This window comes from Streptomyces sp. NPDC053513 (assembly GCF_044544765.1).
In the GTDB taxonomy this organism is placed as follows: domain Bacteria; phylum Actinomycetota; class Actinomycetes; order Streptomycetales; family Streptomycetaceae; genus Streptomyces; species Streptomyces litmocidini.
This window is the reverse complement of sequence record NZ_JBITXP010000011.1, coordinates 111,265-135,458: the sequence shown is the minus strand read 5'-3', so window position 1 is coordinate 135,458 and position 24,194 is coordinate 111,265. Positions and strand designations below refer to the sequence as shown.

The 24,194-nt window shown below is 72.0% G+C and carries 21 protein-coding genes; 6 read left to right on the top strand and 15 right to left on the bottom strand.

Annotation, left to right across the window (positions count from 1 at the left end):
* Positions 1 to 75: 75 nt before the first annotated feature.
* The gene (locus ACIGW4_RS20985; protein WP_399582209.1) at positions 76 to 729 is read left to right on the top strand and encodes a bifunctional DNA primase/polymerase; all 654 of its coding nucleotides are present in this window, start codon (positions 76 to 78) and stop codon (positions 727 to 729) included.
* Positions 730 to 806: 77 nt separating this feature from the next.
* Here ACIGW4_RS20985 and ftsY read toward each other — a convergent pair whose 3' ends face one another.
* Complete coding sequence (gene ftsY / locus ACIGW4_RS20980; RefSeq protein ID WP_123455600.1) at positions 807 to 2,039, bottom strand: signal recognition particle-docking protein FtsY; 1,233 nt, start codon at positions 2,037 to 2,039, stop codon at positions 807 to 809.
* A gap of 271 nt (positions 2,040 to 2,310) precedes the next feature.
* Between ftsY and ACIGW4_RS20975 the strand changes: the two genes are divergently transcribed.
* The gene (locus ACIGW4_RS20975) at positions 2,311 to 3,768 is read left to right on the top strand and encodes a cytosine permease (RefSeq protein ID WP_398707683.1); all 1,458 of its coding nucleotides are present in this window, start codon (positions 2,311 to 2,313) and stop codon (positions 3,766 to 3,768) included.
* A 52-nt stretch (positions 3,769 to 3,820) separates the two neighbouring features.
* Entirely contained in the window at positions 3,821 to 4,792 is a 972-nt protein-coding gene (locus tag ACIGW4_RS20970; RefSeq protein WP_123455598.1) for an LLM class flavin-dependent oxidoreductase, read from the top strand.
* 105 nt (positions 4,793 to 4,897) lie between these two features.
* On the opposite strand, the gene ACIGW4_RS20965 is transcribed toward ACIGW4_RS20970, so the two are convergent.
* The 4 genes from ACIGW4_RS20965 to ACIGW4_RS20950 all read right to left on the bottom strand — a co-directional run bounded on the left by ACIGW4_RS20965 (position 4,898) and on the right by ACIGW4_RS20950 (position 11,170).
* A complete protein-coding gene (locus ACIGW4_RS20965) occupies positions 4,898 to 6,331 on the bottom strand; it encodes a sugar porter family MFS transporter (protein ID WP_398707681.1) in 1,434 nt (477 codons plus the stop codon).
* Between the two features lie 180 nt (positions 6,332 to 6,511).
* Positions 6,512 to 10,048 carry a chromosome segregation protein SMC gene (smc, locus tag ACIGW4_RS20960; protein WP_399582203.1) on the bottom strand — a complete coding sequence of 1,179 codons (3,537 nt, stop codon included), beginning with the start codon at positions 10,046 to 10,048 and terminating at the stop codon, positions 6,512 to 6,514.
* Positions 10,049 to 10,280: 232 nt separating this feature from the next.
* A complete protein-coding gene (locus ACIGW4_RS20955; RefSeq protein WP_030690660.1) occupies positions 10,281 to 10,499 on the bottom strand; it encodes a hypothetical protein in 219 nt (72 codons plus the stop codon).
* A 389-nt stretch (positions 10,500 to 10,888) separates the two neighbouring features.
* On the bottom strand, positions 10,889 to 11,170 hold the full coding sequence (locus tag ACIGW4_RS20950; protein WP_030690661.1) for an acylphosphatase: 282 nt from the start codon (positions 11,168 to 11,170) through the stop codon (positions 10,889 to 10,891).
* 201 nt (positions 11,171 to 11,371) lie between these two features.
* Between ACIGW4_RS20950 and ACIGW4_RS20945 the strand changes: the two genes are divergently transcribed.
* Positions 11,372 to 12,325, top strand: a complete 954-nt coding sequence (locus ACIGW4_RS20945) for a CAP domain-containing protein (protein ID WP_399582199.1) — start codon at positions 11,372 to 11,374, stop codon at positions 12,323 to 12,325.
* A 73-nt stretch (positions 12,326 to 12,398) separates the two neighbouring features.
* Here the strand turns inward: ACIGW4_RS20945 and ACIGW4_RS20940 are convergent, their stop codons facing one another.
* Complete coding sequence (locus ACIGW4_RS20940) at positions 12,399 to 12,983, bottom strand: flavodoxin family protein (protein WP_123455589.1); 585 nt, start codon at positions 12,981 to 12,983, stop codon at positions 12,399 to 12,401.
* Between the two features lie 123 nt (positions 12,984 to 13,106).
* On the opposite strand from ACIGW4_RS20940, the gene ACIGW4_RS20935 reads away from it, so the two are divergent.
* Complete coding sequence (locus tag ACIGW4_RS20935) at positions 13,107 to 13,493, top strand: helix-turn-helix domain-containing protein (RefSeq protein ID WP_123455588.1); 387 nt, start codon at positions 13,107 to 13,109, stop codon at positions 13,491 to 13,493.
* Here ACIGW4_RS20935 and mutM read toward each other — a convergent pair.
* From mutM to ACIGW4_RS20890, 9 genes are all read right to left on the bottom strand, one after another.
* Positions 13,483 to 14,358: a bifunctional DNA-formamidopyrimidine glycosylase/DNA-(apurinic or apyrimidinic site) lyase gene (gene mutM, locus ACIGW4_RS20930; RefSeq protein WP_123455587.1), complete on the bottom strand. Its 876-nt coding sequence runs from the start codon at positions 14,356 to 14,358 to the stop codon at positions 13,483 to 13,485. The two genes, ACIGW4_RS20935 and mutM, sit on opposite strands and share 11 nt — an antisense overlap.
* Before the next feature lie 301 nt (positions 14,359 to 14,659).
* A complete protein-coding gene (gene rnc, locus ACIGW4_RS20925; RefSeq protein ID WP_123455586.1) occupies positions 14,660 to 15,454 on the bottom strand; it encodes a ribonuclease III in 795 nt (264 codons plus the stop codon).
* Between the two features lie 19 nt (positions 15,455 to 15,473).
* Positions 15,474 to 15,647: a 50S ribosomal protein L32 gene (gene rpmF, locus ACIGW4_RS20920; protein ID WP_015036448.1), complete on the bottom strand. Its 174-nt coding sequence runs from the start codon at positions 15,645 to 15,647 to the stop codon at positions 15,474 to 15,476.
* Positions 15,648 to 15,649: 2 nt separating this feature from the next.
* A complete protein-coding gene (locus ACIGW4_RS20915) occupies positions 15,650 to 16,312 on the bottom strand; it encodes a DUF177 domain-containing protein (protein ID WP_123457511.1) in 663 nt (220 codons plus the stop codon).
* 137 nt (positions 16,313 to 16,449) lie between these two features.
* Positions 16,450 to 17,481 carry an ATP synthase F0 subunit B gene (locus ACIGW4_RS20910; protein ID WP_359589273.1) on the bottom strand — a complete coding sequence of 344 codons (1,032 nt, stop codon included), beginning with the start codon at positions 17,479 to 17,481 and terminating at the stop codon, positions 16,450 to 16,452.
* A 110-nt stretch (positions 17,482 to 17,591) separates the two neighbouring features.
* Complete coding sequence (gene coaD / locus ACIGW4_RS20905) at positions 17,592 to 18,071, bottom strand: pantetheine-phosphate adenylyltransferase (RefSeq protein ID WP_185094788.1); 480 nt, start codon at positions 18,069 to 18,071, stop codon at positions 17,592 to 17,594.
* Between the two features lie 26 nt (positions 18,072 to 18,097).
* Positions 18,098 to 18,679, bottom strand: a complete 582-nt coding sequence (gene rsmD, locus ACIGW4_RS20900; protein ID WP_123455583.1) for a 16S rRNA (guanine(966)-N(2))-methyltransferase RsmD — start codon at positions 18,677 to 18,679, stop codon at positions 18,098 to 18,100.
* A 66-nt stretch (positions 18,680 to 18,745) separates the two neighbouring features.
* Positions 18,746 to 21,952, bottom strand: coding sequence for a helicase-related protein (locus ACIGW4_RS20895; protein WP_399582194.1), 3,207 nt, complete (start codon positions 21,950 to 21,952; stop codon positions 18,746 to 18,748).
* 59 nt (positions 21,953 to 22,011) lie between these two features.
* Positions 22,012 to 23,709: a DAK2 domain-containing protein gene (locus ACIGW4_RS20890; RefSeq protein ID WP_399582192.1), complete on the bottom strand. Its 1,698-nt coding sequence runs from the start codon at positions 23,707 to 23,709 to the stop codon at positions 22,012 to 22,014.
* A 237-nt stretch (positions 23,710 to 23,946) separates the two neighbouring features.
* Here ACIGW4_RS20890 and rpmB point away from each other — a divergent pair, with 237 nt between their 5' ends.
* On the top strand, positions 23,947 to 24,132 hold the full coding sequence (gene rpmB / locus ACIGW4_RS20885; RefSeq protein WP_003957616.1) for a 50S ribosomal protein L28: 186 nt from the start codon (positions 23,947 to 23,949) through the stop codon (positions 24,130 to 24,132).
* Positions 24,133 to 24,194 lie beyond the last annotated feature (62 nt).

Here is a 24,194-nt window from a genome sequence, read left to right as displayed (position 1 = left end):
CGACGGACCGTGACGAAGGGTGACGGCGGTGCTCCGGGTCGTAACCACCGGCGCGCTCTACCCGTTGGAGGGGGCATGGGTTTCACGATCGGCGGCATTCGTGAGATGCGGTCCGGCGCACGCCGCCGCGTACGCACCACGGAGTGCACAGCGGTGGCCGAGTACACGGGCCTGTGGGGCTGGGACGTCGTCCCCGGCACGCGGGCCGTCTCCGGCCGGTGCTCCTGCGGGGATCCGGCCTGCGCGGCCCCGGGCGCGCACCCCCTCCCCTTCGCGGAACCGGTCCCGGCGGGCGCCGGCCTCGACGTCGCCACCAAGGCGTGGTCCGAGTACCCGGGCGCGACGCTGCTGCTCCCGGTCGGCCGGGCCTTCGACGTGATCGAGGTCGCCGAGGCCGCGGGCCGTCGGGCGCTGGTGCGGCTGGAGCGCATGGGGCTGCCGCTGGGCCCGGTGTGCGCGACCCCGACCGGCCGGGCGCGGTTCTTCGTCGCCCCGGGCGCGGCGGCCGAGCTGCCGCAGCTGCTGTACCGGATGGGCTGGGACGACGCCGATCTGGACCTGCACTGTCTGGGGCCCGGCTCCCACGTCACCGCTCCCCCGTCGGACCTGGGCGGGCTCGGGCCGGTGCGCTGGCTGCGGCCCCCGACGCTGGACACGGCGGGCGCGCCCCCGCAGGCCCGGCTGCTGCTCGGCACCCTGGCGTACATCTGCCATCGGACGCACTTCTGATCCCCGGTACGCGGAAGGGCCCTCGCCACCTGGTGGTGAGGGCCCTTCCGCGTGCCGTACGGCGTCCGTACGAGGTGTCAGTCGCCGATCAGGGCGTCGACGAAGGCGCCCGGCTCGAAGGGCGCCAGGTCGTCGGGGCCCTCGCCCAGGCCGACCAGCTTGACCGGGACGCCCAGCTCGCGCTGGACGGCGACGACGATGCCGCCCTTGGCGGTGCCGTCGAGCTTGGTGAGCACGATGCCGGTGATGTCCACGACCTCGGCGAAGACGCGGGCCTGGATCAGGCCGTTCTGGCCGGTGGTGGCGTCGAGGACGAGGAGCACCTCGTCGAGCGGGCCGTGCTTCTCGACGACGCGCTTGACCTTGCCGAGCTCGTCCATGAGGCCGGTCTTGGTGTGGAGCCGGCCGGCGGTGTCGATGAGGACGACGTCGGCCTTCTCGGCGATGCCCTCCTTGACCGCGTCGAAGGCGATCGACGCCGGGTCGCCGCCCTCCGGCCCGCGCACGGTGCGGGCGCCGACGCGCTCGCCCCAGGTCTGGAGCTGGTCGGCGGCGGCGGCGCGGAAGGTGTCGGCGGCGCCGAGGACGACGGACTTGCCGTCGGCGACGAGGACCCGGGCCAGCTTGCCGGTGGTGGTGGTCTTGCCGGTGCCGTTGACGCCGACGACCATGACCACGCCCGGGGTGTCCTCGGGGCTCTCGGTCTTCACCGTGCGGTCGAAGTCGCCGAGGAGGGCGACGAGCTCCTCGCGGAGCAGGCCGCGCAGCTCGTCGGGGGTGCGGGTGCCGAGCACCTTGACGCGCTCGCGGAGCCGGTCGACGAGCTCCTGGGTGGGCGCGACGCCGACGTCGGCCGTGAGGAGGGTCTCCTCGATCTCCTCCCAGGTGTCCTCGTCGAGGTGCTCGCGGGACAGGAGCGTGAGCAGCCCCTTGCCGAGCGAGTTCTGGGAGCGGGCGAGCCGGGCCCGGAGCCGTACGAGTCGGCCGGCGGTCGGCTCGGGCACCTCGATCTCGGGAGCCTCGGGCTCCACGACGAGGGGTTCCTCGGCGAGCGGCTCCTCGACGACCGTGGCGCCGGAGGGCGTCTCGGTGGGGAGTTCGACCTCCTCGACCGTGCGGCGTGGTTCCTCCCGCGGTGTCTCCGCCTCCTCGCCGACGTGCGGTTCGGCGGGCGGAGCGGTGATGGTCGGCGTGGTGGACGGCGGCTCGGCCGGCGGCAGCTGCTTCTTCTTGCGACCGCTGATCACGAGCCCGCTCGTCACGGCGACCGCGACGACCAGAGCGATGACTACAGCAAGGATGAGTTCCATAACCTCACCAGTATGGCGTGGCCTCCCCCGCGCCCCCTCGTTCTCCGGGCGGGGGCACGCCCCTCCGGGCCGGGCCGGTCCGCCGTTCGGCCGTGTGCCGGCGGGAAGGCCCCCGGGGCGGGGTCACGACCCGTCCGGCATCGGACCGGTGCGGGAGAGGGAGGCTCCTCCGGAGGGTGCGCCGGCCCGTTCTGTGAGCTGACGCACCCTTTGATCGTTAGGGCGTGAATGTACGATGTGCGGATCCCCCACATCCGTACGGAGTACCCCCATGCCCCACGACGCCTCCGAAGCCGCAGGCGCGACGCACGACGGCGCGATGGAGACCCGCGGTCTCGAACCCGTCCCCGACGCCGAGCGGACCGGCCGGGTCCGCGAGCTCTTCCCGACCTGGGTCGCGGCCAACATCAGCGTGCTGCTGCTCACGATGGGCGCCGGTCTGATCGTCTTCAACGGCCTGAACTTCTGGCAGGTCCTGACGGTGGCGGTCGCGGCGCCGGTCCTCTCGTACGGGATCGTCGGTCTGATATCGATCGCGGGGAAGCGCGGCGGGGCGCCCGGCATGGCGCTGTCGCGGGCCGTGTTCGGTCAGCGCGGAAACCTTTTTCCCGGGGCGCTGATCTGGGTGGCCCGCTGGGGCTGGGAGACCATCAACGCGGTCACCGGCGCGTACGCGGTGCTGACCGTCCTCGATCTCCTCTTCGGCGTGAAGTCGAACACGCTCCTGATCGTGGTGACGCTGCTTCTCTTCGTGACCAGCACGTTCCTGGTCTCGGGCCTCGGGATCAACGCGCTGCGGGTGTGCAGCAAGTGGTCGACGTACCTCTTCGGCGCCTTCTCGGTGCTCGTCCTGGCCTATCTGGTGGCCGACACCGACTGGTCGGCGGTCTTCGACAAGCCGGCCGGTTCGACGGCGATGACGGTCGCGGGCATCGGCACGATCGCGGCCGGCGGCATCAGCTGGGTGCCCTCGGGCCCCGACTTCACGCGCTACCTGCCCCGGACGGCCTCCTCGCGGGCCATGGTCGGCTCGACGGTCGGCGGTGCCGGGATCGTGGTGCTCCCGATGGTGCTGATGGGCGCGGTGATGGCGGTGTCCACGCCGGACCTGGCCTCGGCGCAGGACCCGGTCTCCTTCATCGGCGAGCTGCTGCCGATGTGGATCTCCGTGCCGTACCTGGTGATCGCGCTGATCGGGATGGTGCTGATCAACTCGATGTCGATGTACTCGGCCGGCTTCACGGCGCAGACCCTGGGCATCAGGGTGCCGCGTGCGGCGGCGGTGAGCGTGAACGCCGTGATCAGCCTGGTCTTCGGTTTCCTGCTGATGGTGGTGGCGTCCAGCTTCATCGGCTCGTTCATCTCCTTCCTGACGCTGCTGGCGGTGGCGTTCTCGGCGTGGATCGGAGTCTTCGGCGTGGACATGCTGCGCCGGAGGTCGTACGACGCGGCGGCGCTGATGGACACGACGAGGACCAGCGCCTACTGGTACCGGGGCGGTTTCGCCTGGCAGGCGATGACGGCGTGGGCCGTGGCGCTGGTCGTGGGCCTGCTGTTCACGAAGGTGGACTGGTTCTCCGGTCCGCTCGCCTCGTCCTGGATCGGCGAGAACGGTCTGGGCTGGGCGGTGACGATCGTGGCTGCCGGCGTGCTGTACGCGGTGCTGCCGCGCACCCCGGAGAAGGTGCCGGCGGCGCCCGCCGAGGTGCGCGAGACCGTTTCCATCTGACGCCACGTCAGATAACGTCCCCCTTCCGCGCACCAGCGAAGGGGGACTTCCCATGCCGTTCAGCGTCGTACGGTTCAACCTCGTCGATCCCCGCGCGACCCCCGACTCCCTCTCGGAGCGCTACCGGGCCGCGCTCGCCATGGCCGCGTACGCCGACGAGCACGGCGTCGACACCGTGCAGACCGAGGAGCACCACGGGGTCGAGAACAACTGGCTGCCCTCCCCCTTCGCCTTCGCGGGCGCGGTCTTCGGCGCGACGCGCCGGATCGCGGTCACCGTCTCGGCGATCATCGGCCCGCTGCACGATCCGCTGCGGCTGGCCGAGGACATCGCGGTCCTGGACCTGCTGAGCGGGGGCCGGCTGGTGACGGTGGCCGGGATCGGCTACCGGCCGGAGGAGTACGAGGAGCGCGGGGTCGACTGGGGCCGGCGGGGCAGGCTCCAGGACCTGCTCCTGGAGACCCTGCTCACGGCCTGGACCGGGGAGCCGTTCACCTATCAGGGCCGTACGGTACGGGTCACCCCGCGGCCCTTCACCCGGCCGCACCCGATGCTGCTGGTGGGGGGCTCCTCGCGGGCGGCGGCGCGGCGGGCGGCCCGGCTGGGGCTGCCGTTCTTCCCGAGCGCGCACCTGCCGGAGCTGGAGGAGTACTACCGGGAGCGGTGCGCGGAGTACGGCACGGAGGGCTGGACGATGATGCCGGCCGAGAGGACCCCGCTGCTGCACCTGTCGGAGGACCCGGACCGGACCTGGGCCGAGCACGGCGGGCACTTCCTGCACGAGGCGCGGACGTACGCCTCCTGGCAGTCGAAGGACATCCGGTCGGCGGTGCGGTCGACGGCGACGACGGTGGCGGAGCTGCGGGCGGAGGGGGTGTACCGGGTGGTCACCCCGGAGGAGTGCCTGGCGCTCGGTCTGGAGAGTCCGGTGCTGCATCCGCTGTGCGGCGGGATGCCGGTCGAGGAGGGGTGGCGGAGCCTGCGGCTGTTCTGCGAGGAGGTGCTGCCGCGGCTCACGGCGTGAACCGGTGGCCCGTACGGGCCTCGCCGCCCCGGACGCGCACCGCCCCGGACGCGGGCATGGGGCCCGCGACCGGGGCGGTCGTCGCGAGGAGAGGGGCAGCGGGGATTAGCCCATCTCCTCCAACGCCTTGCCCTTCGTCTCCTTGACGTACCGCAGCACGAAGGGGATCGAGAGCACGGCGAAGACCGTGTAGATGATGTAGGTGCCGGAGAGGTTCCAGTCCGCGAGGGACGGGAAGCTGGCGGTGATGGCCCAGTTGGCGATCCACTGGGCGGAGGCGGCGACGCCGAGGGCCGCGGCGCGGATCCGGTTGGGGAACATCTCGCCGAGGAAGACCCAGACCACCACGCCCCAGGAGAGGGCGAAGAAGAGCACGAAGACGTGGGCGGCGACGAGGGCCACGACGCCCTGGGTGTTGGGGAGCTTGCCGTCGACGAGGTCGGCGGAGAAGGCCCAGGCCTCGAAGGCGAGGGCGATCGCCATGCCGGCGGAGCCGACGAGGGCGAGCGGCCTGCGGCCGACCCGGTCGACCAGGACCATCGCGATCACCGTGCCGATGATGTTGATGATCGACGTGGTGAACGAGTAGAAGAACGAGCTGGACGGGTCGATGCCGACGGACTGCCAGAGCGTCGCGGAGTAGTAGAAGGCGACGTTGATGCCGACGAGCTGCTGGAAGACCGAGAGTCCGATGCCCACCCAGACGATGGGCAGCAGCTTGAAGCGGCTGCCGGTGACGAACAGGTCCCAGAAGGTGGACTTGTGCTCGCGGCGCATGGCCTGCTCGATCTCGTCCACCCGGTGGTCCAGGTCGACGCCCTTGCCCTCGACCTCGGCGAGGACCTCCTTGGCCCGGTCGATCCTCCCGACGGAGATGAGGAAGCGGGGGGACTCGGGGATCGCGAAGGAGAGCAGGCCGTAGAGGAAGGCGGGGACGACCATCACGCCGAGCATCCACTGCCAGGCCTCCAGGCCGCCGATCTCGCCGCGCTGCTCGCCGTCGGCGAGCTGGAGGATGCCGTAGTTGACCAGCTGGGAGATGGCGATGCCGATGACGATGGCGGCCTGCTGGAAGGAGCCGAGGCGGCCGCGGTAGGCGGCGGGGGCGACCTCGGCGATGTACGCGGGGCCGATGACGGAGGCCATGCCGATGGCGAAGCCGCCGATGATCCGCCAGAGGGCGAGGTCCCAGAGGGCGAAGGGCAGCGCGGAGCCGACGGCGCTGACGGCGAAGAGCACCGCGGAGATCTGCATGCAGCGGATGCGGCCGATGCGGTCGGCGATCCGGCCGGCGGTGGCGGCGCCGATGGCGCAGCCGATCAGGGCGATGGCGATGACCTGGGCGAGGGTGCCGGAGCCGATGTCGTAGCGGTCCCGGATCGCCTCGACGGCGCCGTTGATGACGGAGCTGTCGTATCCGAAGAGGAACCCGCCCATCGCGGCGGAGGCCGTGATGAAGATGACGTGGCCGAGGTGGTCCGGGTGTGCGGCTCGGCCTTCGGAAGGCGGCGGCGTGGGCGCCTGAGCGGTGTCGGTCACATGGACTCCTCGGTGGGGGGTAAGCCCTTCCAGTGGCGCACAACTTCACGCCGCCCACCACGTGAAGGTAAAAGCAACGTTGCAGAGACTATGCCTTCAAGTTTCGAAGTCAATAGCCGATGTCGTATGACTTCAAGCGCACAGCGAAGCTGGCTGGTTTCACGACTTGAACGATTTCCTTCAGCGGAGCCGCTGGCTGATCACCTTCGAGACGCCGTCGCCCTGCATGGAGACGCCGTACAGCGCGTCCGCGACCTCCATCGTCCGCTTCTGGTGCGTGATCACGATCAGCTGCGAGGACTCCTGGAGCTCCCGCATGATCCCGATGAGCCGCTGGAGGTTGGTGTCGTCGAGCGCCGCCTCGACCTCGTCCATCACGTAGAACGGGCTGGGCCGGGCCTTGAAGATCGAGACGAGCAGCGCCACGGCGGTGAGCGAGCGCTCGCCGCCGGAGAGCAGCGAGAGCCGCTTGACCTTCTTGCCCGGCGGGCGGGCCTCCACCTCGACGCCGGTGGTGAGCATGTTGTCCGGGTCGGTGAGGACCAGCCGGCCCTCGCCGCCCGGGAAGAGCCGCGAGAAGACGCCCTCGAACTCGCGGGCGGTGTCCCGGTAGGCCTCGGTGAAGACCTGCTCGACCCGCAGGTCCACCTCCTTCACGACCTGAAGCAGGTCGGCACGGGTCTTCCTCAGGTCCTCCAGCTGCTCCGAGAGGAACCGGTGCCGCTCCTCCAGGGCCGCGAACTCCTCCAGTGCCAGCGGGTTGACCTTGCCGAGCTGGTGGTACGCCCGTTCGGCGGCCTTCAGCCGCTTCTCCTGCTCCGAACGGACGAACGGACGCGGCTCCTCGGACTCCGGGTCCCCCGCCTCCTCGCCCTCCGCCGTCGGCGACGGGGGCACGGGCTGGTCCGGTCCGTACTCGGCGACCAGGGCGGTCGCCTCCACGCCGAACTCCTCCAGCGCCTTCGCCTCCAGCTGCTCGATCCGCAGCCGCTTCTCCGCGCCGAGCACCTCTCCCCGGTGCACGGAGTCGGTCAGCTTGTCGAGCTCGGCCTTGAGGTCCCGGCCCCTGGCGCGGGCGGCCGTCAGGCCCCGCTCCCGTTCCGCCCGCGCCGCCTCGGCCGCCTCCCGCTCCCGCCCGGCACGCGCCAGGGAGACCTCGACATGGGCCAGGAGGGTGCGGGCGCCCGCGGCGACCGCGCCCGCGACCCGCTCCTCGTGGCGCAGTCTGGCCCGGCGCTGCTCGGCACGCGCGCGTGCCTCCCGTTCGGCGCGGGCGGCCCGTTCGAGCGAGTCGGCCCGCCCGGCGAGGCCCTTGACCCGCTCCTCGTGGGTACGGACCTGGAGCCGCGCCTCCATCTCGGTCTGGCGCGCCTGGGCGCCGTCGCTCGCGAGCCGGTCGCGGGTGGAGGTGTCGGGCTCGTCCTCGGCCGGCATCTCCTCGGCGGCGAGGAGCCGTTCGGCCAGTTCCTCGGCTTCGGCGGTGGCCTTCTCCAGGGCCTCCTGGGCGCGGGCGGCGGCGGCCGCGGTCCGCTCGGCCTCCCCCGCCGCTCCCCTGGCCTGGCCGGCGAGCCGGCCGAGCCGCTGGGCGACGGCGGACCTCTCGCGCTCGCCGGCGCGGCGGCGGGTGTCGAGCTCCTCGACGAGCGCGGCGGCGTGGCGGCGCCGTTCGGCGGCCTCCTGCTGTGCGCGGGCGAACTCCTCGCACCGCACGCCCAGTTCGTCGAGCTCGGCGGCGGCCTCGGCGACCGAGGCCTGGACTTCGAGGAGGCTGGGCGCACCGGCGGAGCCGCCGTGCGCGAAGTGCGCGCCGAGCAGGTCGCCTTCGGCGGTGACGGCGGTCAGCTCGGGCCGGGACCTGAGCAGTTCGACGGCCTCGTCGAGGTCTCCGACGACCACGGTTCCGGTGAGCAGCCGGCGGACGGCGGCCAGGACTTCGGCGGGTCCGTCGACCAGGTCGGCGGCGTGCGGGTGGCGTCCGGCCTCCGTGGGGCGCTCCGGCTCGGGGGCTCCGGCCAGGATCAGCGAGGCCCGGCCCGCGTCCTGCTTGCGCAGCAGGCGCAGGGCCTCGGCGGCGGCGGCGGGGCCGTCGGCGGCGAGCGCGTCGGCGGCGGCGCCGAGGGCGGCGGCGACGGGGATCTCGTACCCGGGGGTGACGGTGAGGAGTTCGGCCGCCGGGCCGAGGAGTCCGCTGAGTCCGGCGGAGAGCAGCGCGTCGGTGCCGTCCTTGCGGCGCAGCCCGAGGGCGAGGGTGTCGTGCCGGGCCTTGGTCGCGGCGCGGCGGCGTTCGGCGGTGGCGGCGGCCTCGCGGGCGGCGCCGAGGGCGGCCTCCGCGTCGGCGAGTTCGCGGCGGGCGGCCTCGTAGCGCTCGGCGTGCTCGGTGTCCTCCGCGTCGAGTCCGTCGACCTCGGCCTTGAGCTGCTCGTACTCCTCCTGGGCGGCGGCGGCCCGCTCCGCGGCCTCGTCGCGGGCGGCGGCGAGCCGGTCGATCTCGGCCTGGGCGGAGGCGGCGCGCGAGCGGGCCGCGTTGACCTGGCCGTGGAGCCGGGCGAGGCCCTCGCGGCGGTCGGCGAGGGCGCGGGCGGCGTCCTTGAGACGGCGTTCCTCGGCCGCGAGGGTGCGCTCCAGGTCGGCCCGGTGGGCGACGCTGTCCTCCAGGGCGCGCTCGGCGGCCTCCAGGGCGGCTTCGAGCTCCGCCTCCTGTTCGCGGACGCGGGCGGCCTCGCGCTCCAGGTCCTCCGGGTCGCGGCCGCGGCGTTCCTCGGCGGGCGCGGTGGTGGCGCTCTTCACGCGCGCGTCGGCCAGGGAGACGGTGCCCCGCACGCGTTCGGCGAGCTGGGAGAGGTCGTACCAGTTCTGCTGGGCGCGCTCCAGGCGGGGCACGAGGGTGCGGGCCTCCGCTTCGAGGCCGGCCTCCTCGGCGAGGGCGGCGCGCAGCTCGGTCTCGGTGGCCTCCTTGCGGGCGAGCAGGGCCGCCTCGTCGGCGACCTCGGCGGCCAGGGCCGCGCGGAGCCGGACGAGGTCGTCGGCGAGGAGCCGGAGCCGGGCGTCGCGCAGGTCGGCCTGGATGACGACGGCGCGGCGGGCGACGGCGGCCTGCCGGCCGAGCGGCTTGAGCCGGCGGCGGAGTTCGTCGGTGAGGTCCTGCACGCGCGCGAGGTTGGCCTGCATCGCGTCCAGCTTCCGCAGCGCCTTCTCTTTCCGCTTGCGGTGCTTCAGGACGCCGGCGGCCTCCTCGATGAAGGCGCGGCGGCCCATCGGGTCGGCGTGCAGCACGGAGTCGAGCTGGCCCTGGCCGACGATGACGTGCATCTCGCGTCCGATGCCGGAGTCGGAGAGCAGGTCCTGGAAGTCGAGCAGCCGGCAGGTGTCGCCGTTGATCTGGTACTCGCTGCTGCCGCCGCGGAACATGATCCGGGTGAGGGTGACCTCGGCGTAGTCGATGGGCAGCGCGCCGTCGGAGTTGTCGATGGTCAGCGAGACCTCGGCGCGGCCGAGCGGCGGGCGCCCGGTCGTGCCGGCGAAGATGACGTCCTCCATCTTGCCGCCGCGCAGCGATTTGGCGCCCTGCTCGCCCATGACCCAGGAGAGTGCGTCCACGACGTTGGACTTGCCCGAGCCGTTGGGCCCCACGACGCAGGTGATTCCGGGTTCGAACCGCAGCGTGGTGGCCGAGGCGAACGACTTGAATCCGCGGAGGGTCAGGGCCTTGAGGTGCACTCATGCGACTCTACCGGGGCCCGTGCGTTTCACCCGTGATGACGTGGGGCAGATCCTCGGATGAGGAGGGGTGGGACGCGGGGGAAACGGCGGGTGAAAGGAAGAAGGGACGCCGAAGCGTCCCTTGCGTATCCAGCTGTCGTGCACGTGCGTCGATCCGCACGATCAGCGGTGTGGTGTTCGGCTGCGCCGACGAGAGTGCTTTCCGCCTGGCCCCTGGGGGGCTGGGTTGTCAGGTGAGCGCAGGCTCTGCCTGGGGTACGTCGAGGTCGATGCTGTTGAGCAGCGACTCTCCCTGGTGCTGAGCGGCGGCAGCGGCGAGCGTGTCGTTCTCGGACTGGATCCGTACCAGCTCGGATTCGAGGTCCTGGACGCGCTGCTGAAGCCGTCGCATCTCGGCGAGGAGTCGCGGGTCGGAGCCGCCGACGTATCCGAGAAGCGCCTTTGCCATGATGGATGGTCCTCCACAATGAGTGACCGACCGAAGCGGTGTGGGTCGTGAGGGATTCGCACCCGCGGTGCTCGGCAGTACTGCTTGTCGTGCCGGTTCCACTGCCAAACAGCTGGGGTGCGCGGGGCTTCCAGAATCTCACCAAAAAGTTTGACGGTCAACACGATCACGCCCCGTTTGAAGGGCTGCCGAGGAGTCCACGGCCGCTCAACGGGCGGCGGGGCCTTCGAACTCGGTGCCTCAGGGGCGTCGCGATCATCCTTACGGGGCAGCCTGGCACGACCGGCGCCAGATGGCAACCATCAGGTGCTTCGCTGGTCACGCCCCTGTTACCGGGTGTCCGCCCGGTGCCGCTCTGGGTCACCGGGCGGGGTGTCGGAGCGTGATCGTCAGCGGATGGCGAAGCCGTCGTAGCCGCCGCGCGGGGTGTCCCAGATCTCAGTGACGCCGTCCACACGTCCGGGTGTGTCGTCGGAGTGGAGCCAGTCGAGCAGACGGTGGCAATTCTCACGCGGTCCCTCGGCCACCACCTGCACCCGGCCGTCGTCGAGGTTCAGGGCGAAGCCCACCAGGCCGCCGATCTCCAGGGCGTTTGCCCTGGTGAACCAGCGGAAGCCCACTCCCTGTACCCGGCCGCGCACCCAGGCGGTCATCCGTACGTCGTCGCTCATGGCTGCACGCTAACGGGCGGATTGCCAGATGAGCACATCGCCCCGGCCTTCCATCGCGTACAGTCCCGACCGAACACACCTCACCCGTTCGGGCGCGCGCCGTTCGACTTCCCTCCGGAACGGTACCGACAGCAAAGATCAGCAAAGCCCGGCAAAGAAGCAGCGAAGCCAGCGAAGACCAGCAAGAGGAAGGCAGAGCAGATGGGACGCCACCGTCGCTCCGGCGCCGCACCCGCCGCAGAAGATTACGCGGCCGGTTCGGACCGCCCGCACCGGGGTGCCGCCCGCCGCCGTCGGCCCGTGCGCACCGGCCTGCTCGGCGCCTCCGCGGCCGTCGCGGTCGGCGCCGTCGCCGTCGCCTCGGGTCTGCTCCCCGGCGGGGACGCGTTCACCGTCGGCAACGCCGGTACGAGCGAGCACCAGGTCCAGTCCCGGCAGGCCCCGGAGCTGACGACGCGGGGCGGCTCCGCGCAGTCCCCGGCCGGCGGCTCGGACGGGAGGGTGACGGGCGCGGACACCGACACCGGGAAGCACGTCGCCCCCACCTCCCCCTCGGCGGCCCCCTCCAGGAAGCCGAGCCCGAAGGCCACCCCGAAGCCGACCCCGACGCCGTCGAAGGCCCCTTCGAAGGCGCCGCCGAAGACGAAGGCCCCCGCCCCGAAGCCGGAGGCGCCGAGGACCTCGGCCGCGCCCACGACGAAGGCGCCCGCGCCGAGGCCGGCCCCGACCACGGCGACGCCGGCGCAGAAGCCCCCGGTCACCTCCACCGCCGACCGGGGCGAGGCCGCCGAGGCCGAGGTCTTCCGCCTGGTCAACGCCGAGCGCGCCAAGGTGGGCTGCACGCCGATACGCGCGGACGCGCGGCTCGCGGCGCTGGCCGGCGCGTTCAGCGCCGACATGGCGGCCCGCGGCTTCTTCGACCACACGGACCCGGACGGCGACACCCCGTGGGTCCGGGCGGAGCAGGCGGGCGTCTCGGGCATGGGCGGCGAGAACATCGCCCGCGGCCAGGTGGACGCGGCGGCGGTGATGGCCTCCTGGATGAACAGCGACGGCCACCGCGCCAACATCCTGAACTGCGACTTCACGACCATGGGCGTGGGCGTCGTCTTCGGCGACGGCGGCCCGTGGTGGACCCAGGACTTCGGCTACTGAGCCGAGCACCGCACGGGAAAGGGCCCCGTCACCTCCGGGTGACGGGGCCCTTGCGCGTACGGGCGCGGGAGGGTCAGGCCGCGGCCTTGCCGGCCGCGAAGGTGCGGGCGGTCCGGGCCACGCGGCGGCCGAGGTGTTCGGCGGTGGCGACGTCGGCCTTGTGGACGCCCTCCGGGCCGAGGTCGTTGTGGGTCTGGGCGCCGGCGCCGGCGAAGAAGCCGAGGCGGTTGAGGTCGTTCTCGGAGGCCTCGCTGGTGTTCCAGCCGGGCTTCAGGCCGAGGTTGACCCAGGTCATGCCGTGCTGACCGGCGAGGGTCTGGAAGAACTGCAGGGTGTGCAGCTTGTCGCCGCTCTTGGAGCCGGAGTTGGTGAAGCCGGCGGCGAGCTTGTCCAGCCAGGCGTCGGTGAACCAGCGCTTCGAGGTGGCCTCGGCGAACTGGTGGAAGGCGCCGGAGGCGGTGCCCATGTAGGTCGGGGAGCCGAAGACGATCGCGTCGGAGGCGTCGAGCAGCTCCCACTCGGCGTCGGTGATCTCGTCGACCTTGATCAGGTGGACGGTGGCGCCCGCGTCGGCGGCGCCGTCACGGACGGCCTCGGCCAGGACCGCGGTGTGGCCGTAGCCGGAGTGGTAGGCGATGGAGACGACGGGGCTGGTCACAGAAGACTCCTCGAAGGGGTGTACGGGGTGATGACCAGAAGTAGAGCACTAACTTTTAGATAGCGCAAGCTAGTGGTTAGCGCAGGCATGGTGGTAAGCGCTGTGTCCGAGTACGGTGGAGACATGACTGACGACCTCGCCTACGACGTGTTCGCGCGCGCCTGCCCCTCGCGCGGCACGCTGGAGCACGTGACGGGCCGCTGGGGCAGCCTGACCCTGGGCGCCCTGCACGAAGGGACGTTCCGCTTCAACGAGCTGCGGCGCCGGGTCGACGGCGTGAGCGAGAAGATGCTGTCGCAGACCCTGCACGCCCTGGAGCGCGACGGCCTCGTCCACCGCGAGGCCCGGCCCACGAACCCGCCGCGGGTCGACTACCGGCTCACCCCGCTCGGCCGTGAGGTCGCGGAGCGGCTGATCGGCCTGATCGAGCTGGTGGAGGGGCGGATGGACCAGGTCCTGACCGCCCGCGAGAGCTACGACGCGGAGCGCGCCGGGACCGTCACCGCCTGACGGATCGGACGGTGGCGCGCGGCGGGCGCTGGCAGCTCGGGCAGAAGTAGCTGGACCGGTTCATCCAGGCGCGGCGCCGCATCGGCGTGCCGCAGCGGCGACAGGGCTCGTCCTCGCGCCCGTAGGCGTCCAGCGAGCGGTCGAAGTAGCCGGACTCGCCGTTGACGTTCACGTACAGGCTGTCGAAGCTGGTGCCGCCGGCGTCGAGCGCCGCGTTCATCACGTCCCTGACGTGCCCGAGGAGTTCGGCCGAGCGCGGCCGGGTCAGACCGGCCGTCGGCCGGTCGTAGTGCAGCTTCGAGCGCCAGAGCGCCTCGTCCGCGTAGATGTTCCCGACGCCGCTGATCAGCGACTGGTCGAGCAGGGCCCGCTTGATCGTCGTACGGCGCAGTCGCAGCGCGCCCTGGAAGGCGGCGTCGTCGAAGGCCGGGTCCAGCGGGTCGCGGGCGATGTGCGCGATGACGTCCGGGAGCCCGTCGGGGGTCTGGTCGTGGAGCGAGAGGCCGCCGAAGGTGCGCTGGTCGACGAAGCGCAGCTCGGTGCCGAGGGAGTCGTCGAAGCGGACCCGGATGCGCAGGTGCTTCTCGTCCGGGGCGTCCTCCGGCTGCACGAGGAGCTGGCCGCTCATGCCGAGGTGTCCCAGGACCGACGTCCCGGTCTCCGCCAGCGGCAGCCAGAGGTACTTCCCGCGCCGCCGCGCCCCCTCGAAGCGCTGCCCCTTCAGCCGGGCCGCGAAGTCCTCGCCGCCCGCCGGATGGCGCCGTACGGCCCTGGGGTGCAGCACCTCGACCTCGGCCACGGTCCGTCCGGCGACCCAGCGCTCCAGACCGCGCCGTACGACCTCGACCTCGGGCAGCTCGGGCACGGGATTCCTCCGGAGGGGTACGGGTGGCGGTCCCGGGGTGCGACGATCCCGGTCCGCCGGACGGGCCCAGCCAGCCTACCGCCCGGGGAGAGCCCGTCGCTCCCCCGGAAACGACTCCGGAACGGCTCCGGAACGGCTCCGGAACGACTCCGGAACGGCTCCGGAAACGGCTCTGGAGCGGCTCCGGAAACAGCCTCGGAACGGCTCCGGAAACAGCCTCGAAAACAGCTCCGCCCGCCCCTGGCGGGGGCGGGCGGGAAGACTCTGCCGAAGGAGCGCGGGAGTGCGCGTGGGATCGCGGTCAGGCGGTGGCCGGGGTGGCCCCGTCCTTCCGGTCCTGCTCGCCGACCGTGCCGGCGTCCGCCGCGGCCTTCGCCGCGGCCAGGCGCTCGTCCGCGGCCGCGCGGATCGCGCGCCACGCGGACTCCGCCGCCTGCTGTTCCGCTTCCTTCTTGCTGCGGCCGGTGCCGGTGCCGTACGAGACACCACCGACGCGGGCGGCAGCGGTGAAGGTCTTCTCGTGGTCCGGGCCCTCCTCGGAGACGAGGTACTCCGGGACGCCCAGGCCCTCGGCCGCGGTGAGCTCCTGGAGGCTGGTCTTCCAGTCCAGGCCGGCACCGAGGTTCGAGGACTTCTCGATCAGCGGGTCGAAGAGCCGGTGCACCAGCTCGGACGCCGCGTCGAGTCCCTGGTCGAGATAGACCGCGCCGATCACCGCTTCGAGGGTGTCGGCGAGGATGGACGCCTTGTCCCGGCCGCCCGTGCCCTCTTCGCCCCGGCCGAGCCGGATGAAGGAGCCGAGTTCGAGGCCGCGCCCGACCTCCGCCAGCGCACGCGAGTTGACCACCGCGGCCCGCAGTTTGGCCAGCTGGCCTTCCGGCAGGTCGGGATGGGTGCGGTACAGCGTGTCCGTGACCACCAGGCCGAGCACGGAGTCCCCGAGGAACTCCAGGCGCTCGTTGGTGGGCAGGCCGCCGTTCTCGTACGCGTACGAGCGGTGGGTCAGCGCACGCACCAGAAGGGCGGACTCGAGCTGATACCCGAGCCGCCCTTCCAGAAGCGTGTGGGACGAGGCTGCGCTGATGTTCTCAGACATCGTGCCTCTCACCAGCCACTCAGACCGAGAGGACCTGGCGCTTGTTGTAGGTGCCGCAGCTCGGGCACGCGATGTGCTGCAGCTTCGGCTCCTGGCAACGCTCACACGAAACCAGGGTGGGGACCGCAGCCTTCCACTGCGACCGGCGGTGGCGCGTGTTGCTGCGCGACATCTTCCGCTTCGGAACAGCCACGGCTACTTCTCCTGCTTCTCGGCGGCGCTTCGGACGTCCCCGTCAGAGGCTTTGCCGCTCATGTTGTCCTTCTCATCGGTTCCCAGCGAACCGGCGAGTCCCTGCAGTGCCGCCCAACGGATGTCGACGGCTTCATGGTGGTGGTCCGGGTTCTCGTTCAGGTTGGTTCCGCACTCGGAACACAGACCCGCACAGTCCTCCCGGCACACCGGCTGCATCGGCAGTGCGAGCACCACCGCATCACGCAGCACGGGCTCGAGGTCGAACATGCCGTCCTCGAGGGGGATCATGTCCTCGTCGTCCTCGGCTTCGTCGTCCGCGGCCGCCCTGGAGCGGCCCCGGTCGTCGGAGTCGGGGTACGAGAACATCTCCTGGAAGTCCACGTCGAGCTCCAGCTCGACGGGCTCCAGACACCTTACGCACTCCCCCTCGGCCGATGCACGGGCGGTGCCTGTGACAAGCACCCCTTCCATGACCGACTCAAGACGGAGATCGATTTCCACCGGAGAGCCCTCGGGCACTCCGATCACTCCTTCGACGCCGAACGCGGCGTTGCCGCCGGGCGCCTCGACCGAACGCGAGAGCCGCTGCAGGGCGCCAGGACGCCGCCCCAGCTCGTGCGTGTCGAACACGAGGGGGTTGCGGTGGTCGAGGCGCGTGCTCAGGGCTCTTCCTGCTTTCGGATCGTTCTGCGGCGTGGAGGAGGCTGCCGGACGTGGGCAGCGGGGATCGCGGACATAGCGCGACCGAAGAGCCAGGATACTGGACGCTTCGCTCAGGGCCCAATCCGGGCTCCCCGCCCTCACTGCCCCTGTTCGTACCGGCGCAGCTGCTCCAGGTCGATCATGCTCGTGTCGAAGAAGCTGGTCTCGTCGAGCGCGGCGGCCTGCTGCGGCTGCGCGTGGGCCTGGGCCTGGGCGTGGGGGTCATACTGCTGCTGCTCGTAGCCGTACTGCCCCTGGTACGCGTACGGATCCTGCTGCTGGTAGCCGTACGCGTCCGTCTGCTGCTGGTACGCGTAGGCCGGGTCCTGCCGGGGCTGCTGCGGGTAGCCGTACGGGTCGGGCTGCTGCGCGGGGATCTGCGGGGCCTGCGCGGGCTCGGGGTCGGAGAGCTCCGCGAGCCCGGCGAGGTAGTCCGCGTCGCTGGTGTGGACCGCGCCGCCGAGGCCGTCCTGGGCAGCCATGTGCTCGCCGAGGGCGTCCGTGGCGATCCGGCCGTGCAGCTTCTGCCGGCCCCGGCCGACGGCCTCCAGGGTCTTGGTGAGGACGGCCTCGAAGGCGCCCAGCTTCGCGTCCACGTACTCGTCGGCCCGCTGGATGAGGGTCTGGGGGTCGGCGCTGTACTCGGGGGCGTCCGCGTCGGCGTAGCCGTCCCGGTCGAGGCCCGGACCGCGGCCGAGGAGCTTCTCGCGCCCGCGGTCGACGGAGCCGATGGTCTTGTTGAGGACGACCTCGAAGTTGGCGAGCTTGGAGTCCACGTAGTCGTCGGCCTCGGCCCGCACCTCCTCGGCCTCGCGGCGGGCCTCGGCGAGGATCCGGTCGGCCTCCTCCTGGGACTCGCGGGCGACCTGGGTGTCGGAGACGATCGAGCCCCGCTCGGCGTGGGCGGCCTCGATGATCCGCTCGGCCTCCTGGCGGGCCTGCTCGACCATCTGCTCGCGGCCGCCGATCAGCTCCTGGGCCTGGGCCAGGGAGCCGGGCAGGGCCTGGCGCACCTCTTCGAGCAGGGCGAGCAGCTCGGCGCGGTTGACCACGCAGGATGCCGACATGGGCATGGAACGGGCGCCCTGCACGGTCGCGACGATCTCGTCGAGCTTCTTCTGCACGTCCACCTGGTGCTCGCCACTCTCTACAGCTGGATGGAGACGGACGGGACGACTGTAAGGGCAGTCGGCGCCCGTCCGACACCAGGTGACGGAGCGTCAGCGGCGGTGGCCGCGCGTCACTTCTGCGCGAGCCGCTCGGTCAGCCGCGGGAGGACCGTCGGCGGGACCAGGTGGGAGACGTCGCCTCCCCAGGCGGCCACTTCCTTGACCAGGGAGGAGGAGAGGAAGCTGTACGTCGGGTTGGTGGGGACGAAGAGGGTCTCCACGCCCGAGAGGCCGTTGTTCATCTGGGCCATCTGCAGCTCGTAGTCGAAGTCGCTGACCGCGCGCAGGCCCTTGACGATCGCGGGGATGTCGCGCTGCTTGCAGAAGTCGACGAGGAGGCCGTGGAAGGACTCCACCTCGACGTTGCCGAAGTCGGCGGTGACCTCGCGGATCAGCTCTATCCGCTCGTCGACCGTGAAGAGGCCCTTCTTCGACTGGTTGATCATCACGGCCACGTGTACGACGTCGTACAGCTTGGAGGCGCGGGCGATGATGTCGAGGTGTCCGTTGGTGATGGGGTCGAATGACCCCGGACAGACGGCGCGGCGCAACTTGGGTCCCTCGCTCTCCGGTCCGGTCATCGTGCGTCTTCGCACGTAGAGGCGGCGCGACCGTACCAAAACGTTCCCTCGCCGTAACGACGGGACCGCAGGGGGTCGAAGCCCTCGGGCCAGCCGAACTCCCCGCCTCGGGTGCTGCGCTCCACGGTGACGAGGGCATCCTCGCTCAGCCAGCCCCCCGAGCGCAGTGTGAGGAGAATCTCGCGGAGATCGTCGTCCCCGACGGCGTAGGGCGGGTCGAGGAAGACCAGGTCGTACGGGTCGGCCGGGGCCGGTCCCGTCACGATCTGCTCGGCCTTGCCGGTGCGGAGTTCGGCGCCGGGCAGGCCGATCGAGCGGATGTTGTCCCGGATCGTCTTCGCGGCGCGGGGGTCGGCCTCCACGAGGAGGGCGTGGGCGGCGCCCCGGGAGAGCGCCTCCAGGGCGACGGCGCCGGAGCCCGCGTACAGGTCGGCGACCCTGGCCCCGGCCAGGCCCTGGAACGACTCCCAGGTGGAGAAGAGGCCTTCCCGCGCCCGGTCGGAGGTGGGGCGGGTGCCGTTGCCGGGGGGCACGGCCAGGCGCCGTCCGCCGGCGCTGCCGGCGATCACGCGGGTCATCGGTGTCCTCGTTCTCCATAAACCATTGCGTACGCAATAGCTTATGGCGCCGTCGGCACCCTGGCGTCAGCCCTTCTCCAGGTACTCCTCCCGCTCCTCGCTGAGGAGCGCGTCGAGCGCGGTGCGCAGGCCGGGGTGGGCGTCGAGGTCGGGGTCGGCGAGGACGAGGGCGGTGGCCTCCTCGCGGGCGGCGGCGATGACCTCCTCGTCGTCGATGACGGCGAGCACCCGGAGGGAGGAGCGGACGCCGGACTGGGCCTGGCCGAGGACGTCGCCCTCGCGCCGCTGTTCGAGGTCGATGCGGGAGAGCTCGAAGCCGTCGAGGGTGGAGGCGACGGCGTTCAGCCGCTGGCGGGCGGGGCTGGCCTCGGGCATCTCGCTGACGAGGAGGCAGAGGCCGGGGGCGGAGCCGCGGCCGACGCGGCCGCGGAGCTGGTGGAGCTGGGAGACGCCGAAGCGGTCGGCGTCCATGATCACCATGGCGGTGGCGTTGGGCACGTTGACGCCGACCTCGATGACCGTGGTGGCGACGAGGACGTCGAGGTCGCCGGCGGCGAAGCGGCGCATGACGTCGTCCTTGTCGTCCGGGTGCATGCGGCCGTGCAGGACGGCGATCCGCAGGCCCGCGAGGGGGCCGGCGCCGAGCTTCTCGGCGACGTCGAGGACGGCGAGCGGCGGGCGCTTCTCGGCCTCGTCCTCGGGGGACGCCTTGGCCTTCTTCTTCTGGTCCTCCTCGTCGCCGATGCGGGGGCAGACGACGTACGCCTGGTGCCCGTTCTCCACCTCCTCGCGGACCCGCTCCCACGCGCGCGCGAGGAAGTGCGGCTTGTCGGCGGCGGGGACGACGTGGCTGGCGATCGGCGAGCGGCCGGCGGGCAGCTGGTCGAGGACGGAGGTCTCCAGGTCGCCGAAGACGGTCATGGCGACCGTGCGCGGGATGGGCGTCGCGGTCATGACGAGGAGGTGCGGGGGCTGCTTCCCCTTGCCGCGCAGGGCGTCGCGCTGCTCCACGCCGAAGCGGTGCTGCTCGTCGACGACGACCAGGCCGAGGTCGTGGAACCGGACCTTGTCCTCGATCAGCGCGTGCGTGCCGATGACGATGCCGGCCTCGCCGGTGACCAGGTCGAGCAGGGCCTGGCGGCGGGCGGCGGCGCCCATGGAGCCGGTGAGCAGGACGACCTTGGTGGCGCGCTCGGCGCCGCCGAGCATGCCTCCTTCGGCGAGCTCGCCCATCATCTCGGTGACGGAGCGGTGGTGCTGCTGGGCGAGGACCTCGGTGGGGGCGAGCATGGCGGCCTGTCCGCCGGAGTCGACGACGGCGAGCATGGCGCGCAGCGCGACCATCGTGTTGTGCGTCACGGTGAAGTGATCCGTCACGTAGGCATGGTCGGCATGCGCGACGCTGATGCACTGCACGGCCTTCCGGCCGACGTACTCCACAGCACGGATGCCACGCCGGAAGGTGTTGTACTTGGGCCTCGGACGCATCCGCTCGGCCTTGCGGACGAGCCGGAACGGAGGGTACTCGTCGGGCAGAGCCACGGAGACGTTGAAGGCGGTCTTCTTCGGCAGAACCCGCGCTCGTCCGCCGAGCGAGCGCACGAGCCACGCAACGTCCTCCGCGAGCGAGCGGGAAGCGGAGCACAGCGACACACTCATGCCGTCCTGGTGCACCGTGCCGTCAGTGTCCAGAAGCCCTTGGAGAACCGCGAGACGGTCCTTGATCGTGGCGTTCTTGAACTGCTCGGGGATGAACTTGTCATGCGATGTGACACCCCACAGCTCCAGGTCTCGCAGCGCCTGGATCACCGGATTCCGGACGCCGCCCGCACGCCGGACAAGCTGGATCGTGTAGTCGCAGCGCGAGCCGACCACCGGGGTGAGCCTGCAGCCCGGCTCCACCGACATCGCGACGGCGTCGTGGATCTCGGCGTCGGTTGTGGAGAGCCGCAGGTTGTGCCGAAACGAGCCGTCGCCCAGGAGCACACCGAGCAGGTACGGATCGAGCGGCAGTGTGGCGCCGTCTCCGAGGTCGACCGGGGCGGCGGGGGGGATGTACCACTTCGAGGAGCCGTTCGCCTTCAAGAGGTCATGGCGGATCTCCCTTGTGGTCAGCACCTTGGGGGCCTGGCCGCGGTGCCATGCGCAACTCGTTCCTACGATCCACAGGTGCTCGTCGTCGCACTCCACGGCGGTTCCGTCCGAGAGAAGGATCCGCCACACCTCCCGCTCCCCCTGTGGAAAGACTCCGTCGACGACTGCGGTCTCTCCTGTGGGCACGATCACCTCGTCCCCCACCCTCATGTCGCCCATCCGTCGGAATCCCACAGAGGTCAACACGAGGGAGTCCAGGGGCTGCGCCTTGCCCGATCCGACCTCGCCCTGGAGGAGCCGGTGCATGGGGTGCTCGGTGGCGAGGTCGTCGAAGATCTCCTGGGAGACCTTCGTCTGGCCGTCGGTGAGGGTGAAGGGCAGCTTGGCGTCGAAGGCGTCGAGGATGCCGTCGGGGGCCGGTCGCCGGGCGACGGCGGGCAGTTGGGTGTCGGCGTGCCGGCGGCGGGCGAGGGCGACCTGGAGGACGAAGGCCTCGTCCCACTTGAGCCGCTCGCGGGCGGCGGCGACGTCCGCCTTGGTGCGGGGGCGGTGGATCATCCGCAGGGCGTCGGGCAGCTCGGTGAGGCCGCGGCCCTCGCGCAGGGCGGGCGGCAGCGGGTCGACGGCCTCGACGACGCCGGGCAGGACGGCGTCGACGGCCTTGGCGATCTTCCAGGACTCCAGCTTGGCGGTGGCCGGGTAGATCGGGATGAGGGCCCCCGCCCAGGTGTCCACGGCCTCGTCGGCGTCGCCGCGGAGCAACTCGTAGGAGGGGTGGGCGAGCTGGAGGCGCCGGTTGAAGAGCGAGACCTTGCCGGCGAACATCGCGCGGGTGCCGGGCAGCAGGTCCTTGTGCGGCTTGTGGACGCCCTTGCCGAAGAAGACCAGCTGCACCCGGCCGCTGCCGTCGGTGATGGTCACTTCGAGGCGCTGGCCGCGCCCCTTGGAGCCGTTGAAGGTCAGCACCCGGGCGTCGGCGACCTGCGCGACCACCGTGACGTGCTCGTCGAGCGGGAGGTCGGCGAGGGTGGTCAGCTCCCCGCGCTCGGCGTACCGGCGGGGGTAGTGGTGCAGCAGGTCCCCGACCGTGTGCAGGTCGAGTGCCTCGGCCATGACCTTGGCGGTGGCGGGGCCGAGGGCCTTCTTGAGTGGTTCGTCGAGCGCGGGCACGTCCTCCATTGAAGACCACGGGACCGACAGTCGTGCCGAAGCCTGTGGACGACCGCCGGGATCGGGGCCTATTCCACTCCGATGAGCAGGGGCGGCGCCCCCGCGCCCGCGTGGTACGTGGTGGTGTCGACGGCCAGGTAGCCGCGCCGGACGTGGCCCTCCAGGTCGGGGGCGAGGCCGGGCGGGGTGTCGTCGGCGACGACGAGGGTGACGAGTTCGCCGCCGGCCGAGAGCATCCGGTCCAGGACGGTGCGGGCGGTCTCGGTCAGGTCCTTGCCGATGACGGCGACGTCGCCCTCGATGAGGCCGAGGACGTCGCCGGCCTGGCAGACGCCGGCCGAGGTGAAGGAGCGGCGTTCGGCGACGGCGAGTTCGGCGTAGCGGGTGGCTCCGGCGGCGGCCGTCATGGCGACGACGTCCTCGTCGAAGCGCCGGTCGGGTTCGTGGACCGCGAGGGCGGCGATGCCCTGGACGGCGGCCCGGGTCGGGATGAGGGCGACGCGGATGCCCTCGGCCCTGGCGCGTTCGGCGGCGGCGGCCGCGGTCAGGCGCAGCTCGGTGTCGTTGGGCAGGAGGACGACCTCGCGCGCGTGCGCCCGTCGGATCGCCTCCAGGAGGTCGTCGTCGGCGGGCGGTTCGCCGGGCCTGCTGCGGACGGTGGTCGCGCCGGCCTCGGCACAGAGTCCGGCGAGGCCCTCGCCGGGGACGACGGCGACGACCGCGCGCCGGGCGCGTTCCCCGCGTCCGTCGCCGGACGGTCCGGACGGTCCGGCCTGTTCGGCCCGTTCGGTCTGTTCGGACGGCTTCGCGGTCGCCGCGTCGGCCGCGAAGTGGGTGATGCGGATGCGGTGGGGCCGGCCGGCCTGGACGCCGGCCTCGACGGCGGCGCCCGCGTCGTCGACGTGGACGTGGACGTTCCACAGCCCGTCGCCGCCGACGACGACGAGGGAGTCGCCGAGGGCGTCGAGCCGGCCCCGCAGCAGGTCCACGGCGGCGTCCTCGGCCTCCAGGAGGTAGATCACCTCGTAGGCGGGCCCGGCCTCGCCGTCGCAGGCCGGCGGGGCGGCCGGCACGGCCCGTACGTCCCCGAGGACCCGTACCGCGCCCGGCGCGGTCCCGGCGGGGTCCGGCGTCCGGCCGCCCACGGTCTCGACGAGCGCTCCGAGGACGGCGACCAGACCGCGTCCGCCGGCGTCGACGACCCCGGCCCGGCCGAGGACGGCCAGCTGGCCGGGGGTCGCCTCCAGGGCGGCCCTGGCCCCGTCGTGGGCCCGGGCGGCGACCTCCAGGAGGGTGCCGCCGCCCGCGCAGCCGGCGGCGGCCGCCGCGGCCACGGTGAGGACGGTGCCCTCCACGGGGTGGGCGACGGCCTGCCGGGCGGCGGCGGACGCCTCGGCGAGGGCGCGGGCGAGGTGATCACCGTCACGTCCTTCGGCGAGGACGGCGGCCATGCCGCGCAGGAGCTGGGCGAGGATGGTGCCGGAGTTGCCCCGGGCGCCGAGCAGGGCGCCGTGCGCCATGGCCCGTACGGCCTCGGCGGTGTCGGGTTCGGAGGCGGCGAAGACGGCCTCGACGGCCTCCCGGGCGGCCTCGGCCGTCAGGTACAGGTTGGTGCCGGTGTCCCCGTCCGCGACCGGGTAGACGTTGATCGCGTCGATCTCCTCGCGCTCCCGCCCGAGGGCGTCGAGGGCCCGTGCGCACCAGGTCCGGACCGCTTCGGCGTCGAGCTCGACGAGCTCCTCGTCAGGCTGAAGGGCTCGCGACAACGGGGGGTCCTCCTTCGGCGGTGAGCTCACCGCAGGGTAGACCGGGGGTCGGCCGCCCGTGACCAGGGGCAGGGGCGAGGCCGGCGGAGACCATGGTAGTTTCGTTCCACGGAAGCAGGCGTTGTATGCTGCTTCGGTTGCCCGGTTCAAACCGGGCCGTTCCCCGGCAAGCCACTTCAGACTCCTGATTCCGGTGCGCCGGATTTCACTGTAATTCTGAAGTCTTTGGAGTGACCCGTGGCTGCCAACTGCGACGTCTGCGGCAAGGGGCCGGGCTTCGGCAACAACATTTCGCACTCGCACCGCCGTACGTCCCGTCGCTGGAACCCGAACATCCAGCGCGTGCGTGCCGTGGTCGGTCGGACGCCGAAGCGGCTCAACGTCTGCACCTCGTGCATCAAGGCCGGCAAGGTCTCGCGCTAATCGCGACGTTCCGTCGTAGCGCAGCCCCTGCGGTTGCCTTGAGAGGCCGGTTCACCTCGGTG